This window comes from Paraburkholderia mimosarum LMG 23256 = NBRC 106338, assembly GCF_000739815.1.
In the GTDB taxonomy this organism is placed as follows: Bacteria; Pseudomonadota; Gammaproteobacteria; order Burkholderiales; family Burkholderiaceae; genus Paraburkholderia; species Paraburkholderia mimosarum.
On record NZ_BBJJ01000035.1, the window covers coordinates 1 to 14,577 of the forward strand.

At 65.5% G+C, this 14,577-nt stretch carries 13 protein-coding genes; 2 read left to right on the forward strand and 11 right to left on the reverse strand.

Annotated features, from left to right (window positions below):
- Positions 1–118: 118 nt before the first annotated feature.
- The 8 genes from BMI01S_RS23280 to BMI01S_RS23315 all read right to left on the reverse strand — a co-directional run bounded on the left by BMI01S_RS23280 (position 119) and on the right by BMI01S_RS23315 (position 8,522).
- Positions 119–394 carry a helix-turn-helix transcriptional regulator gene (locus BMI01S_RS23280; protein WP_042290750.1) on the reverse strand — a complete coding sequence of 92 codons (276 nt, stop codon included), beginning with the start codon at positions 392–394 and terminating at the stop codon, positions 119–121.
- Positions 395–556: 162 nt separating this feature from the next.
- Positions 557–2,239 (reverse strand): AMP-binding protein, encoded by a 1,683-nt coding sequence (locus BMI01S_RS23285; protein WP_028232325.1) that lies wholly within the window; start codon positions 2,237–2,239, stop codon positions 557–559.
- Between the two features lie 52 nt (positions 2,240–2,291).
- A complete protein-coding gene (locus BMI01S_RS23290; RefSeq protein WP_028210215.1) occupies positions 2,292–2,708 on the reverse strand; it encodes a RidA family protein in 417 nt (138 codons plus the stop codon).
- 34 nt (positions 2,709–2,742) lie between these two features.
- Complete coding sequence (locus BMI01S_RS23295) at positions 2,743–3,930, reverse strand: acyl-CoA dehydrogenase family protein (RefSeq protein ID WP_028210214.1); 1,188 nt, start codon at positions 3,928–3,930, stop codon at positions 2,743–2,745.
- Between the two features lies 1 nt (position 3,931).
- Complete coding sequence (locus BMI01S_RS23300; RefSeq protein WP_036017990.1) at positions 3,932–4,786, reverse strand: enoyl-CoA hydratase family protein; 855 nt, start codon at positions 4,784–4,786, stop codon at positions 3,932–3,934.
- A gap of 33 nt (positions 4,787–4,819) precedes the next feature.
- Positions 4,820–5,383, reverse strand: a complete 564-nt coding sequence (locus tag BMI01S_RS23305) for a MarR family winged helix-turn-helix transcriptional regulator (RefSeq protein WP_028210212.1) — start codon at positions 5,381–5,383, stop codon at positions 4,820–4,822.
- The gene (locus BMI01S_RS23310; RefSeq protein ID WP_036017989.1) at positions 5,380–6,159 is read right to left on the reverse strand and encodes an SDR family NAD(P)-dependent oxidoreductase; all 780 of its coding nucleotides are present in this window, start codon (positions 6,157–6,159) and stop codon (positions 5,380–5,382) included. Before BMI01S_RS23310 ends, BMI01S_RS23305 begins: the two co-directional genes overlap by 4 nt.
- Before the next feature lie 2 nt (positions 6,160–6,161).
- Complete coding sequence (locus BMI01S_RS23315; RefSeq protein WP_028210210.1) at positions 6,162–8,522, reverse strand: bifunctional salicylyl-CoA 5-hydroxylase/oxidoreductase; 2,361 nt, start codon at positions 8,520–8,522, stop codon at positions 6,162–6,164.
- A gap of 561 nt (positions 8,523–9,083) precedes the next feature.
- On the opposite strand from BMI01S_RS23315, the gene BMI01S_RS23320 reads away from it, so the two are divergent.
- Positions 9,084–10,172, forward strand: coding sequence for an OpgC domain-containing protein (locus tag BMI01S_RS23320; RefSeq protein ID WP_028210209.1), 1,089 nt, complete (start codon positions 9,084–9,086; stop codon positions 10,170–10,172).
- A gap of 164 nt (positions 10,173–10,336) precedes the next feature.
- Here BMI01S_RS23320 and BMI01S_RS23325 read toward each other — a convergent pair whose 3' ends face one another.
- Positions 10,337–11,113, reverse strand: coding sequence for an SDR family oxidoreductase (locus BMI01S_RS23325; protein ID WP_028232324.1), 777 nt, complete (start codon positions 11,111–11,113; stop codon positions 10,337–10,339).
- 208 nt (positions 11,114–11,321) lie between these two features.
- Between BMI01S_RS23325 and BMI01S_RS23330 the strand changes: the two genes are divergently transcribed.
- Positions 11,322–12,371, forward strand: a complete 1,050-nt coding sequence (locus BMI01S_RS23330) for a ProQ/FINO family protein (RefSeq protein WP_028232323.1) — start codon at positions 11,322–11,324, stop codon at positions 12,369–12,371.
- Positions 12,372–12,672: 301 nt separating this feature from the next.
- Here BMI01S_RS23330 and BMI01S_RS23335 read toward each other — a convergent pair whose 3' ends face one another.
- Both BMI01S_RS23335 and BMI01S_RS23340 read right to left on the reverse strand, forming a co-directional pair.
- Complete coding sequence (locus BMI01S_RS23335) at positions 12,673–13,428, reverse strand: transglycosylase SLT domain-containing protein (RefSeq protein WP_028232322.1); 756 nt, start codon at positions 13,426–13,428, stop codon at positions 12,673–12,675.
- 148 nt (positions 13,429–13,576) lie between these two features.
- Positions 13,577–14,473, reverse strand: a complete 897-nt coding sequence (locus BMI01S_RS23340) for a fructose bisphosphate aldolase (protein WP_028232321.1) — start codon at positions 14,471–14,473, stop codon at positions 13,577–13,579.
- Between the last annotated feature and the right edge of the window lie 104 nt (positions 14,474–14,577).

The following is a 14,577-nucleotide window of genomic DNA, read 5'->3' on the forward strand; positions in this document are numbered from 1 at the left end:
TAGTTGAAGACGAAGCGGCTTTCGCGCGCCAGCAAGCCGCTCGGGCCCTGCGGCGTATGCACTTGCAGACTGCGGATTTCACGCAGGAGCCGCTCGAGGTCGAATGGGGCATCGCCTGTCATTCGTCGTCCCTGAAGATATCATTCAGGTCCTCGAGTATCACGGTATCCATGGGCCGCAAGACGACTTCGTAGCCGAGTGCGTTCACGAGACGGCAGAGTTCGCGAATGCCGACGTTGCCCGCGCGTTCGGCGTTCGTAATGGTGCGGCGGGCGATGCCGGCACGATCGGCCAGCGCTTGCTGGGTCAACTTGCGCGCGCGCCGGGTCGCGCGCAGCGACTCAGCGAGGCGCTCGACGTTGGAGATCGGCAAGTCGGTGTGATTTTTGCGCATGATGATGCGCATTATAGGTTGTCGGCGGGAATTTGCGCATAATTTTGCGCAAAACTCGCGGGGCCAGCTTAGCCCGAATGAGCGCAATTGCGCGCAAACGCGGCGCCGAGGAGCGGAATGCGCAGGATCATGCGCATTCCGTCCGCGCAATGCGTTCCCGCTTTACAGCGCCCGCAATGCCGAACGCTTGAGCTTCCCAGTCTCGGTTCGCGGCAGCGCGTCGATGAACGCGATCAGGCGCGGATACTTGTACGCCGCCACCGCGTTTTTCACGAAGTTCTGCAACTCGGCGACCAGCGCGTCGCTCGCGTCGAAGCCTGGGCGCAGGACGACGAAGGCCTTGACCACCTGGCCACGCAGTTCGTCGGGCACGCCCGTCACCCCGCACTCGGCCACCGCAGGATGCTGCATGAGCACCGTCTCGATTTCCGGCCCCGCGATGTTGTAGCCCGACGAAACGATCATGTCGTCCGAGCGCGCCTGATAGAACACGTAGCCGTCGGCGTCGATCGAAACGGCGTCGCCGGGCAGATTCCAGCCGCCGCGCACGAACACCTTCTGGCGTTCGTCGGCGAGGTAGCGGCAACCGGTCGGACCGCGCACGGCGAGATTGCCCGTTACACCCGGCGCGACAGGTTGCAGATCGTTGTCCAGCGCCTGTACGACGTAACCCGGCACCGCACGCCCGATGGAGCCGGGCCGCACGTCGGCGCCCGCCGACGAAACGAAGATATGAATCAGTTCCGTGCCGCCAATGCCGTCGATCATCTCGATGCCGGTCGCCTCGTGCCACAGGTCGCGCGTGGCCTGCGGCAGCGCCTCGCCTGCCGAGACCGTCTTGCGCAGGCTGGAAAGATCGTGCTGCGCGACGAGCGGCGCCATCTGCCGATAGAACGTGGGGGCGGTGAAGACCATCGTCGCCCGAAAGCGCTCGATGGTATCGAGCAGCAGCGCCGGCGTGAGCTTCTCGATCAGCACGGTCGATGCGCCCACTCGCATCGGGAAGCACAACAAGCCGCCCAGCCCGAATGTGAACGCGAGCGGCGGCGTGCCGCAGAACACGTCATCGGCCGCGGGCTTCAGTATGTGGCGCGGGAAGAGGTCGCACATGGCGATCACGTCGCGGTGGAAGTGCATGCAGCCCTTCGGCATGCCCGTCGTGCCGCTCGTGAAGGCGATCAGGCAGACGTCGTCGCTGGCCGTATCGCAGGCCGTGAAGTCGGCGGGCTTGTTTCTCGCCAAGGCTTCCAGCGTGCCCCGTGAACCGACGCCCGGCGAAGCGTCGCCCGGCGAAGCGTCGCCCGGCGCCTCGTCGTGGAAATAGCGGACCTGCTTCAGGCTCTCGCAGAAAAATTCGTCGGCGGGATCCATGCAGCGCGCCAGTTCTTCGGTGAGCCGCACGTCGCACAAGGCGGCGCTAACCTGTGCCTTGTCGGCGATCTGCTTGAGCTCCTTCGCGCGCAGCAGCGGCATGGTGGGAATCACCACGAGGCCTGCCTTGAGCGACGCGAGGAACGCGACCGCCATCTGCAGCGTGTTCGGCCCGCGCAACAGCACGCGATTGCCCGGTTGCAGTCCCATGTCTTCGACGAGCACGTGGGCACTGCGATTGACGAGCGCGAGCAGCTCGGCATATGTCGTCGCCTGGGGCTTGCCGTCGATGTCCGACCAGATGGCCGGCCGCTCGCCGTGCCCGGCCTCGATCGCGCGGTCCAGCAGCTCGACCGCGCAATTCATGCGTGCGGGGTAGGCGACGTCGGGGTTGTCGAGCAGCATGTCGGGCCACTGCGACTCGGGCGGCAGATGATCGCGGGCGAAGGTATCGACATGGGCGGTGGGTTGCATGGCGTCTCCGGCAGTCTGAATGGGCGGGTCGTGCTGTTGCGCTTGCCGCGGCCTATGCGCGCGTGAGGCGCGCGTCGTCGGGAATCACGGCCGTTGCTTCGATTTCGACCTTGGCTTCGTCTTCCATGAGGGCGACCACCTGAACCGCGCTCATCGCGATGTCGTAGTCGCCGATCAATTCGCGAAACGCTGCGCCGATCTCCTTCAGCGATGCCAGGTACTCCTTCTTGTCGGTGACATACCAGGTCATGCGCACGAGATGCTCAGGCCTGGCGCCCGCCGCGCCCAGCACGGCGACGATATTGCGCAGCGCCTGCACGGCCTGCGCGCCGAATTCCCGGCTCGTGAAGCGTGCGTTCTCGTCCCAGCCGATCTGACCGGCGATATAGACCTGGGTGCCGGTGGCGGCCACGCCGTTGGCATAACCGCGCGGCTTGATCCAGCCTGCGGGAAGAAGGGCTTGTTTCATGTCTCGTCCGATTCCATAGAGGGGCCGCGCAGGCTTACGCGGCGTTGTATTCCTTGAGCAGGTCGCGCCCGACGATGAGTTGCTGCACTTCGGTCGCGCCTTCGTAGATGCGCAGCGAGCGAATCTCGCGGTAGAGCGATTCGACGATGTTGCCGCTCTGCACGCCCATGCCGCCCCACAGCTGTACGGCCGCGTCGATCACCTGCTGCGCGCCTTCGCTTGCATGCCATTTCGCCATGGCGGCTTCGCGCGTCACGCTCTCGCCCTGGTCGCGCAGCCACGCCGCGCGATAGACGAGCAGCGCGCTGCTGTCGATGGTGAGGGCCATGTTCGCGAGCTTTGCCTGGGTCAACTGAAAGTCGCCGAGCGTCTGGTTGAACATCTTGCGCGAGGCGGCGCGCGCAAGCCCCTCGGCCATCGCGCGGCGCGCAAAGCCCAGCGAAGCCGCGGCGACCGACGTGCGGAAGATATCGAGCGTGCGCATGGCGATCTTGAAGCCTTCGCCGGGGGCGCCGAGCATCTGGCTGCGCTTCACGCGCGCGCCGGTGAAACTCAGTCGCGCGAGCGGGTGCGGCGCGATCACGTCGATTCGTTCGGCAATTTCAAGCCCAGGCGTGTCGGCATCGACCACGAAGGCGCTGATGCCGCGCGAGCCCGGCGCCTCGCCGGTGCGCGCGAACACCACGTAGAAATCGGCGATCCCGCCGTTCGAGATCCACGTCTTTTCGCCGTCGAGCACGTAGTCGTCGCCCTCGGGGCGTGCGGCGAGCGCCATCGCGGCTACGTCGGAGCCCGCTTGCGGCTCGGAGAGCGCGAACGCAGCGATCGCCTCGCCGCGCGCGACACGCGGCAGATAGCGCGACTTCTGCGCGTCGTTGCCGGCCAGCGAGATCGCGCCGGAGCCGAGACCCTGCATCGCGAGCGCGAAGTCGGCGAGGCCCGAGTGTTTCGCTAGCGTTTCGCGCAGCAAACAGACGGCGCGCGTATCGATCGTATCGCCATGGCCGCCGTATGCCGTACCGCCCACGCCATAGCGCAGCCAGCCGGCGTCGCCCAGTTTGCGCACCAGCGTACGGCAGGTCGCATCGACATCGTCGTGCGGCACGTGCGAGAGATGCTCACGCGCCCAGGTCTCGATTCCCGCAGCCAGCGCGCGATGACGATCTTCGAAGAAAGGCCACGCGAGCGGGTCGTGAAGGTTGGTTTGTGCGGCAGCGTTCAATTCAGTCCCCCTCGAAAACCGGACGCGTCTTCGCCGCGAACGCCTCATAGGCCCGGCCGAAATCGCGCGTGGCCATGCAGATCGCCTGCGCCTGGGCCTCGGATTCGATGGCCTCGTCGATGCTCATGGTCCATTCCTGATGCAGCATCGTCTTGGTGATGCCGTGTGCGAAAGTCGGGCCCGACGCGAGATCGGCGGCGAGCTTCTGGGCATCGGCGAGCAGCGTCTCGGGGTCGCAGAGGCGGTTGTAGAAACCCCACGCATGACCTTCCTCGCCGCTCGCGGAGCGCCCCGTATAAAGCAGTTCCGCGGCGCGGCCCTGCCCGATGATGCGCGGCAGGATCGCGCACGCGCCCATGTCGCAGCCCGCGAGTCCCACGCGCGTGAAGAGAAACGCGAGCTTGCTGCGTGCCGTGGCATAGCGCATGTCGGAGGCCATTGCGAGAATCGCGCCCGCGCCGGCGCACACGCCGTCCACGGCGGCGATGAGCGGCTGCGGGCAGTGCCGCATCGCTTTGACGAGATCGCCCGTCATACGCGTGAACATCAGCAGTTCCGGCATCGGCAGATCGACGAGCGGCGCGATGATGTCGTGCACGTCGCCGCCCGAACAGAAGTTCTCGCCGGCGCCGTGCAGCACGACGGCTTTCACGTCGGTTGCATAGGCGAGCTGGCGAAAGAGATCGCGTAGTTCTGCATAAGATTCGAACGTAAGCGGATTCTTGCGCTCGGGGCGGTTGAGCGTGATGGTCGCGACGCGGCTCTCTACAGACCAGCCAAAGTGTTTAGCCTGATAGCCCGCAAGCGTCACGCGGTTGCCTGCGAAGAGCGCGTCGGCGCTGGAACGTGTCGTCAAGATATGTCTCCTGTCTATCTGCTCCGCGCGGCTTCAGCCTTCGATGCCGTTGCGCAGATGTTGTTTGAGCTTGCCGAGGCGCTCGTGCATCTTCGACTTCTCGTCGAGCGAGAGGCCGCCGAATAGTTCCACGACCCATTGCTCGTGCGCTGCCGCCATGCGGTCGAAGAGGGCGCGTCCCTCGGGTGTGAGGCGCACCGCGAACGAGCGCCGGTCGTCGGGGGCGACGTCGCGCACGACGAGGCCTTCTTTTTCGAGCTGATCGGTAATGCCGGTGACGTTTCCGCCCGTCACCATCAAGCGGCGCGAGAGTTCGGTCATGCGCAGGCCTTCGGGGTGGCGCTCTAGTTGCGCCATCAAGTCGAAGCGCGGCAGCGTCGTGTCGAATTCGGCGCGCAGACGGCGGCGCAACTCGGCCTGCACGAGGTTCGTCGTGGTGAGCAGGCGCAGCCACAGGCGCAGGCCCATGTGGCTGTCGGCACCCGTGCTCATTTCCATGTCGACGACGTTCTCGGCCGGCTTCTCTACGCCCTTGCGCGGCGCTTTCGTTGCGGCCTTCGCGGTGGCGTTCTTGCGCGTGGATGCGGGCGAGGTCATGTGATTTCTCCACCTGAGACGGAAATGGACTGGCCCGTGATCGCGGACGATCCGGGTGCGCAGAGCCACAGCACCGCGTTAGCGACTTCGTCGGGCGTGACGAACCGCTGCTGCGGGTTGTGGCGCACGAGGATGCTACGCGCTTCAGCCTCGCTGCGTGAAGTCTTGCGCGTGATCTGTTCGAGCGACGCCTGGAGCAACTCCGTTTCCGTATAGCCGGGGCAGACGGCGTTCACGGTCACGCCCTGGGTGGCCACTTCGAGCGCAAGCGCGCGCGTCATGCCGATCACGCCATGTTTCGAGGCGCAGTAGGCGGCGACATACGGATAGCCGACCTGGCCCGCCGTGCTCGCGACGTTGACGATGCGCCCCGCCTTGCGCGCGAGCATGGCGGGCAGCACCGCCCGCGTGCAAAGAAACGCGCCCGTGAGATTGACGTCGAGCATGCGCTTCCACAGCGCGAGGTCGGTTTGCGTGAACGGCGCGGCCTGGGCCTGGCCTGCGTTGTTGACGAGGATATCCACGGCGCCAAGTTTTTCTGCGGCTCGCGAGAACGCTGCGTTCACGGCGCTTTCGTCGGTGATATCGGTGCTCACGCAGGCCACGTTTTCGCCGCCGCCTAGCGCCGCACGCTGCGCATCGAGCCGCGCGGCATCGCGCCCCATCAGCGTGACGCGGGCGCCGGCACGCAGGAGGGCAGCAGCCGTTGCGGCGCCGATGCCGCTGCCGCCGCCCGTGACGACGGCGTGACGATCGTTGAGGATTGCCTGGTTCATGCTCACACCGTTCCTTCTGCGCGTTGTGCGCGCTCGAGTGGCGAAAGCCCAGCGGCCGCGGCGGCTGCCGCACGCTCGCGCTCTATGTTGCGCTCCAGTTGCGTCTTGGCGGCCGTGTACTGGTGCGGCCACTTGATGTCGAGGTAGCCAATGCGCGCGGCTTCCGTGAGCGTCCACGACGGATTGGCCAGATGCGGCCGCGCCACGGCGCACAAATCGGCGCGCCCCGCCGCAATGATGCCGTTCACGTGATCGGCTTCGGAAATCGCGCCCACGGCAATCGTCGCGATTCCGGCTTCGTTGCGGATGCGATCGGCGAAGGGCGTCTGGAACATGCGGCCATAGACGGGCTTTTCTTCCTTGCTCACCTGACCCGAGGAAACGTCGATCATGTCCGCACCCGCCGCCTTGAAGGCGCGCGCGATCTCGATGGCGTCGTCGGGCGTGTTGCCGCCTTCCACCCAGTCGTGTGCCGAAACGCGCACCGAAATCGGCTTGTCGTCGGGCCATACCGCGCGAATCGCCCTGAAAATTTCGAGCGGATAACGCAGGCGATTCTCGATCGAGCCGCCGTATTCATCCGTGCGCTGGTTCGTAAGCGGCGAGAGAAAGCTCGAAAGCAGATAGCCGTGCGCGCAGTGCAATTCGAGCCAGTCGAAGCCCGCCTCGACTGCCATTTGCGCGGCGCGCACGAATTGCGCCTCGATTTCGCGCAGTTCTTCCTTGCTGGCCTCGTGCGACCACTGGCTCACGCCGCGCAAGTATTGTTGCGGCGAAGCGGAGACGAGCGGCCAGTTGCCGTCGTCGAGCGGCTGGTCGATGCCTTCCCAGGCCACGCGCGTCGAGCCTTTGGCGCCCGAGTGACCGAGTTGCACGCCGATCTTCGCGTCCGAGTTCGTATGCACGAAATCGACGATGCGCTTCCAGGCCTGCAGATGCTCTGGCGCATACATGCCCGGACAGGCGGGGGTGATGCGCGCCTCGGGCGAAACGCAGGTCATCTCGGTCATGACGAGCGCAGCGCCGCCCATGGCGCGCGCGCCGAGATGCATGAGATGGTAGTCGCCGGCCACGCCGTCATGCGCCGAATACTGCGCCATGGGCGAAACGATCACGCGGTTCTTCAGCGTGACGCCGCGCACGGTATAGGGCGTGAACATCGGCGGCACTGCGCGCGCCTCGCCACCCGCGCGCTGCGCGAGCCACGCTTCGAAACCGGAGAGATAGCTGGCGTCGCGCTCGCGCAGATTTTCGTGCGAGATGCGCTGCGAGCGCGTGAGCAGCGAATAGGCAAACTGCTCCGGCTCGAACTTCGCGTAGCGGTCCACGTGCTCGAACCACTCCGTGGAGTTGCGCGCGGCGTTCTGGATGCGCAGCACGTCCACGCTGCGCACGTTCGTATAGTGCGTGAGCGCCGCGCGCAGATCGCCGGGGTGCGCTTCCATGCTGTTGGCGAGTTCGATGGCGTCTTCCAGTGCGAGCTTCGTGCCCGAGCCGATCGAGAAGTGCGCAGTGTGCGCCGCGTCGCCCATCAGCACGACGGGCGTTTGTTTGCCGTCGGCCGCGGTTTTCCAGTGCACCCATTCGCGATTGACCACGCGCGGAAAGCGGATCCATTGCGCCGAGCCGCGCAGATGCGACGCGTTCGAGCGCAGCGCGTGACCGTCGAGATAGCGCGCGAACAGCTTTTCGCAGAACGCGATGCTGTCTTCCTTGCTCATGGTCTCGAGCCCCGCCGCGCGCCATACGTGATCGGGTGTTTCGACGATGAACGTGGAGGTGTTGTCGTCGAAGCGATAGGCATGCGCCTGGAACCAGCCCCATTCGGTTTCTTCGAATGCGAACGTGAAGGCGTCGAAGAGCTTCGACGTGCCGAGCCACACGAAGCGGCAATTGCGCAGATCGATATCGGGCTGATAGGTGGCGGCGTACTTCTGACGCGTGGCGCTGTTCAGTCCGTCGCTCGCGATGATGAGGTCGGCCTGGGTTATGTCGTCGTCCGTGATCTGCGATTCGAATACGAGCTTCACGCCGAGCGCTTCGCAGCGCGCCTGCAGGATATTGAGGAGACGTTTGCGGCCAATGCCGCAGAAGCCGTGCCCCGACGAGCGGACCGAGCGGCCGCGAAAATGAATCTCGATGTCGTCCCAATGATTGAAGGCGTCGAGAATTTCTCCGGCGCTTTCGGGGTCGGCCGCGCGCAGGTTTCCGAGCGTTTGGTCCGAGAACACCACGCCCCAGCCGAAGGTGTCGTACGGGCGGTTTCGTTCAATCACGGTGACTTCGTAACCGGGGTGACGCCGCTTCATCAAGAGGCCGAAATAGAGGCCTGCCGGCCCGCCGCCAATGCAAACAATGCGCATGCTCGCTCCTTCGTTTACCTTCGTTCAGACCGCAGGGACAATGTAAATTGATTTACTTTAGGTGTCAAGTAACTCGACGGGGAGGGCGGGATGACCCTGGGCGCGGCAACAAAAATCCGCCAATTCGCCGGAACCCTTGGGGCACGCACGGCGTCCATCCGGCATGACTCGCGCAAAGGACGCATGCATTGCTTTCGGACGCCTTCCAGCGGCCGTGACGGGGCGGAAGCGATGTCGTCGGATGCGGCACCAGAAAAGGGCGGGTGCTGTCCTGGTGGGCATGCTGCGCACCGTTCGGGCATGTGCGGGCGGCTGCGTGAGCGCATCGCGCACGGGAAATGCTTAGCATGGGTTGCTCAGCCGGAATCCGCGTGGAGCTGGCATCAAATTCGCATAGTGGCGCGGGGCTTTCGCGCCGGCTATTACGAAACCCTTTCATGCGCAACGCAGTGGGTGGCGAATCGATCAGGCATCCTTACAAATAGAAGCTGACAGCTTCATCGAATCGCGACCGTGAATCCCTTCAATCGTAATCTTCGGCACGAACGGGAGTCGTCTTTGATGAACCAGATAGCGAAGCGATCGATCGAAATCGACTTTTTCAGGGGTTTCGCATTGATTGCCATTGCGCTCGATCACGTCCCGTCGAGCGTGCTTTCGCATGTGATGCTGCACAACTTCGCGTTCTGCGACTCCGCGGAAGTGTTCGTGTTCGTGAGCGGCTACGTATGCGCGGCGACCTGGCTCGCCATCGCCGGGCGCAAGGGGGAACAAGCGGCCAACCGTCGCTTCTGGCGACGTGGACGCGAGATCTACGCCGCCTACTTGTGCACCGCCGCGCTCATGCTGCTTTCGGGCGCCGCCGCGGTGATGCTGCGAGTCGATTCGCCGCTGGTGGCGGCGTCGGGCTATCTGCGCTTCACGGCGCAGCCGTTCACGATGCTCGCCAATATCGCGGTCTTTCGCGATCAGCCTTACCTCGCGGGCGTGCTGCCGATGTACATCATGCTCGTGACGGTCTTGCCGTTCGTGATGCCGCACGCGCGCCGTTCGCCCGATGTCGTGCTGGTGGGCAGTTTCGTGCTGTGGTTCGGCGGCTGCTGGCTTGCCGTGTGGCTGCCTGCGGCTCCGGGCGCGTCGTGGCCGTTCAATCCGTTTGCCTGGCAGGCCATGTTCATGCTCGGCCTGCTGTGCCGCCTCTATCCCGTCTCAAGTGCTTTCCAGGTTTCGTTGGCGGGTCGCGCGTTGACCGTGTCCGCTGTGTCGCTGGTTGCAACGTTCGCGTTCATCCAGTTGTTCGCCGATCTGGACCCGCAGCCCGGCTATATGAAGCAGAACCTCGCAAGCGTGCGGATCGTGAATTTTGCCGCCATTGCCTGGCTGGCAGCGCAGGCGGTGCGCAAGGGCTGGATAGCAAGGCTCGCGCAACGGCTGCCGGCCGTCGTCACGGTGGGTCAGCAGGGCCTGGTGTGCTTTGTGGGCGGGGCCGTGGCCTCCAATGCAATCGACACGCTCCTGCGCGCAACGCATGTCACGGATTTGCTGCCCGCGAGGCTCGCCGGTGACCTGCTCGCGATCGGCGCGTTGCTCATGCTCGCGGGCGGCGCGCGACGACTGAAATCGGTACGGCCGCGTATCGCGCTTACGTGAAGCGGGTTGGGAATATCAAAGGTGAGTGTTTGCGGGAGACGATACCGGCTGGCAAGAAAAGGACGGCTTGGCCAGCGGAAAAAACGCGGCTTCCGGCCCACCCATTCCACTGCGGACGGCAGCGAAGGTGAAGGTTTGCGGGAGACCGCCGATGCGCAAAGCGCTTACGCCTTGACGAGATCGCGCACATCGGCTGTCGGCACGGATCCGAATGCCTCGCTGAGCGCATAGTCGATCAGTTGCTGCGCGGCAGCTTCCGGTGTGGACAGCAAACCGTTTTGCTTGAGTTGTTCGAAGCGTTCGCGCATCGGGAATTGATCGACGCTCGTCGCGCGTATCGTCTGCTGCATGCCGGTGTCGACCACGCCCGGAGCGAGGCTGCAGACGCGCACGCCAGGCGGCGCGTCGAGCGCGACGGCTCGCGCGTGATGATCGAGCGCGGCCTTCGTCGCGCAATAAACGCTCCAGCCGGCGTAGGCGTTGCGTGCAGCACCGCTGGAAATGTGCACGACACGGCGCGACGCGCTCGCGCTCGAATGAGGCATGGCGGCGAGCGCATTCGCGAGCATCAAGGGCGCCGCGACGTTGAGTGCCACGGCGCGTGCGATGGCGAGCGCATCCTGGGCGCCGAGCGGCGCGATGGGGTCGACGGTGCCCGCGTTGTTGAAGAGCAGCACGCACTGCGCGCCGTGCGCGAAGGCCTTGAGCGTTTCTCCGGCCAGCCAGCGGTCGAGCGCAGCGGGATCGGCAAGATCCACGACGGCTTGCGCGAACCGCGTCGCGTATTGGGACGCGAGTTCGCCGTGCGTACCACGGCCGAGGCCGAGCACGTCGATGTCCCGTTGCAGCAGCGCTTTGGCGAGCGCTGCGCCCAGCCCCCGCGTATGACCGGTGACGATGGCGCGAACGGCGGAACGGGGGGCGGATGCGGAATTCGTCATGATGTGTTGATGGAGACAGGAATCGGTCCTTGCGGGCGCAAGGGATACGTAGCGGAAAATCGGGGTTTTATCGCGCTACAGGGGTATTTGCTACCGGCAGCGGGCGCATGATGGCGGATTCAGGCGCAGCTCTGTCATACGATTGCCCGGTTAGGTCGGCCGCGATTCGGTATCATAGCGTCCGGTCCCATATGGAAGAGAGCTGGACGTGAAAGCCGCATCGCAACAACGCCGTACCCTGAGCTTCAAGGAAGGTCTTCTTGAGATCAAGAAGAGCATGGGTGGCGGCTCGGGCCAGCCGCCCGAAGAACACGCGCAAAAATCGCAGGGAAAGCCTGCCCACAAGGGCGCGAAGAGCCATGGCGGCTCGCACGCCCCGAAGGGACCGCGCGCGCCGAGAGATGGCGCGGCGCCTGCGGGCGCGGCCGGCGCCAAGGACGAGCGCTCGCGTTCGCGCCACAGCCGGCCCCAGGGCGCAAGAGCGCAGCAACCTGGCCAGCAGCAGGCGCAACAAGGGCAACCAGCGGAGCAGGGCCAACGCGCGCAGCAGCCGCGCCGCCCGCAACAGCCCAAACCGGCTCGCGGGCAGGAAGGCGGCGAGCGCGCCGCGCAGCAGCGCCGGCGTCCGGCGCGGCCCCAGCAGCCGCCGGCAGCGAATTTGAGCGAGGCAGAAAGGGCGCGCATCGAGCGCAACCGCCAGCTCAACACGGTCTGGAACGTATTCGCGAAGCACTACCCTGCATTCCGCGACCGTTTGCCGCTCAAGATCGGCGTGGCCGAGGATCTCGTCGCCCGTCATCCCGAGTATGAGCGGACGATGATCGTCGCCGTGCTCAAGCGTCACGTGAATCATCCGCGCTATCACGAGCGCGTCGCCGCGGGCGGATCGCGTTACGAACTCGACGGCACGGCTTCGGAAGGTCCGGGCATCGACCCCTCGCACATCGGTCGCGCAAACGCGGCGCTCGCGCGCCAGAAGGCCAAGGCCGAGGCGCAGGCCAAGGCACGCGAAGACGGCAAGGCGCAAGCACGGCCGGAGGCGCAAGCCCAGTCCGCGCCGAATGCCGAAGTGCAGACCGAAGCGCAAGCCCAGTCCGCGCCGAATGCCGAAGTGCAGACCGAAGCGCAAGCCCAGTCCGCGCCGACTGCCGAAGTGCAATCGGAAGTCCAGGCCGTGCAGCCTGACGCCAGGGCCGATGCGGCGCAAGCACCGGCACCGCATCCGGAAAACGGAGAGACGCCCGCAATCGGCGCGTGAGCCTTGGTGGCGCTGGAATCTCCGTTCGGAAACGACCCTCGCGCGGCATAGCCACGCGAGGGTCGTTTACACATGTGGCCGGCGCCGCGATCGTTCCCGGTTCATCACTGCCTGCATGACGGCAAGTGCCGCCCGCACTCGGGAGCAGACTGCCGATTCACCCACGTCGCGAGTGTTGTCGATTCGTTGCGCGCGCATCCGTCTGCATGCAGCTTCGCGCAGGCTTGCGCTCGGCACGCTGCTGGTCTCACGCACCTGGCGTTTTCGTCGATCCGTCGAACCCGTGTATTGAAAAGCGCGATTACCGGGCGTTGCTCGAAGCCGTGCTTTGCAAGGAGGCTTGCGCCGAAGCCCCCGATCCAGAACCTTTCGCAGCAGGCGCGGAAGCCGCGCTCACAGCCGAAGCGGCCGCTGCCGCAAAAGCCGACGCCGCCGAAGCCGCAAGCTCCGCGCTTGCGGGCGCGTCGCTCGGGGCGGGCGCGCTAGCGGTGTCGAGCACGTGGCTGAACTCCACGGCGCGCGTGCGGATCTTTTCCGCATAGGCCTTCGAGCCGCCATAGTTCCTCATCGCCGAGTTGAGGTCGCCGCCGGCGGCCCGCTCGTAGCCGTAGAGGATCGACGAGCCAATGTCGATGTTGACCTCGGGATCGGTAAGGTCCTTGTTGCGCAGGATATTGCGATGTGCCGACGGCACGACCTGCATCAGCCCGGTCGCGCCATTGGCGCCGCGCGCCTTCTCGCGAAAGCGCGACTCGATCGAAATGATGGCGAGGAGCACCGCGGGCGGCAGCGAGTACTTCTCGGCAGCGCCGGTTACGGCCTGCGAGATCTGCGCCGCCTTCTCCTTCGCGACACCGAACTTTCGTGTGAGATACCTGGAAACGGACGCTGAGACCGCACCGGCGCTCGCGGGTGCAACGGGTGCGGAAGCAGAGGGAGAAACCGCGCTCGCAGCCGAGGCGCTGACGGTGTCGCTAGCGGACGTCTGCTGCGCCTGCGCGGCCGCGGTTTGCGCGAGGCCCGGCAACAGGACGAGCAGGCAGAGTAGCTGCCTCATGGCCGGTGCATTCGGAGAAAAAAGGGAAGGTGCAAGTATAACCGGCCTCGCTCAACGAGGCCGAATTCGTCTGACCTTCCTCGCCGGCCCGCATGAGAACCGGCCCGGCGCGCGCTAACGCCGGGTTAGACGCGCCTCGCCCGGGCAGTCAGGCCTTCTGCACCGAAGCCTTCCAGATCTCGTCGATGCTCGCGGCGAGCGCTGCATCGAATTCGGCGTCGCTCATCCCCTTCGTGAGGTCGTTGATGAGGGCGCGCGAAAAGCTTGCAATCATTCCGTGGTTCCAGGCGAGGCGCTCGCACGCGTCGGTGCGCGTATAGCCGCCGGAAAGCGCCACCACGCGCACCACGCGCGGATGCTCGATGAGCGGCAGATAGAAGTCGGGCGTATCGGGAATCGTCAGCTTGATCATGACGTTCTGCGAAGCGGGCAAGGCGTCGAGGCCCTTGAGCAGTTCGTCGCGCAGCAGCGTCTCGGCTTCGGCCTTGTCGGGAGCCTTGATCGACACTTCAGGCTCGAGGATCGGCACGAGTCCATGCGCGGCGATCTGCGCCCCGAATGCGAACTGCTGTGCGGCGATCGAAGCGATGCCCGCAGGCAACGCGTGCTCGATCACGGAGCGCATCTTGGTGCCGAAAATGCCCGCCTTCGCCGCGCGTTCGAGCAACGCGTCGAGGCCGGGAATCGGCTTCATGAGGCGCACGCCGTCGGCCTCGGCCTCCAGTCCCTTATCGACCTTGAGAAAGGGCACGACGCCGCGCTCGTTCCAGAGGAAAGCCGGCACGGGCTTGCCTTGCGCCTCGCCGTCCATGGTGGCTTCGAAGAGAATCGCGCCGATCACCTTTTCGCCCGTGAACGCCGGCGCGCTGATGATGCGCACGCGCATCTCGTGGATCAGGCGGAACATTTCGGCGTCGCCGCTATAGGCGCTTTCCGGGATGCCGTACTGGCGCAGCGCGCCCGGCGTCGAGCCGCCGCTCTGGTCCAGCGCGGCGATGAAGCCCGGTTTGTCGCGCATCTGCGCAAGCATCTGGTCGTTTGCCATCGTCATTACTCCCGCGTTTGGGGCGCCCTTGCGGGCGCGGTTGCCCGAATCCGGCCGTCGGCTGGTCCGACGAGTGTACTTGCGCCGCGCTGCCGCGTCTTCGC

Coding starts and splice junctions, on each gene's coding strand:
- BMI01S_RS23305 (WP_028210212.1), bottom strand. CDS start 5,383: ATGACCTCGCCCGCATCCACGCGCAAGAACGCCACCGCGAAGGCCGCA.
- BMI01S_RS23340 (WP_028232321.1), bottom strand. CDS start 14,473: ATGGCAAACGACCAGATGCTTGCGCAGATGCGCGACAAACCGGGCTTC.
- BMI01S_RS23335 (WP_028232322.1), bottom strand. CDS start 13,428: ATGAGGCAGCTACTCTGCCTGCTCGTCCTGTTGCCGGGCCTCGCGCAA.
- BMI01S_RS23280 (WP_042290750.1), bottom strand. CDS start 394: ATGCGCAAAAATCACACCGACTTGCCGATCTCCAACGTCGAGCGCCTC.
- BMI01S_RS23290 (WP_028210215.1), bottom strand. CDS start 2,708: ATGAAACAAGCCCTTCTTCCCGCAGGCTGGATCAAGCCGCGCGGTTAT.
- BMI01S_RS23310 (WP_036017989.1), bottom strand. CDS start 6,159: ATGAACCAGGCAATCCTCAACGATCGTCACGCCGTCGTCACGGGCGGC.
- BMI01S_RS23320 (WP_028210209.1), top strand. CDS start 9,084: ATGAACCAGATAGCGAAGCGATCGATCGAAATCGACTTTTTCAGGGGT.
- BMI01S_RS23325 (WP_028232324.1), bottom strand. CDS start 11,113: ATGACGAATTCCGCATCCGCCCCCCGTTCCGCCGTTCGCGCCATCGTC.
- BMI01S_RS23285 (WP_028232325.1), bottom strand. CDS start 2,239: ATGCAACCCACCGCCCATGTCGATACCTTCGCCCGCGATCATCTGCCG.
- BMI01S_RS23315 (WP_028210210.1), bottom strand. CDS start 8,522: ATGCGCATTGTTTGCATTGGCGGCGGGCCGGCAGGCCTCTATTTCGGC.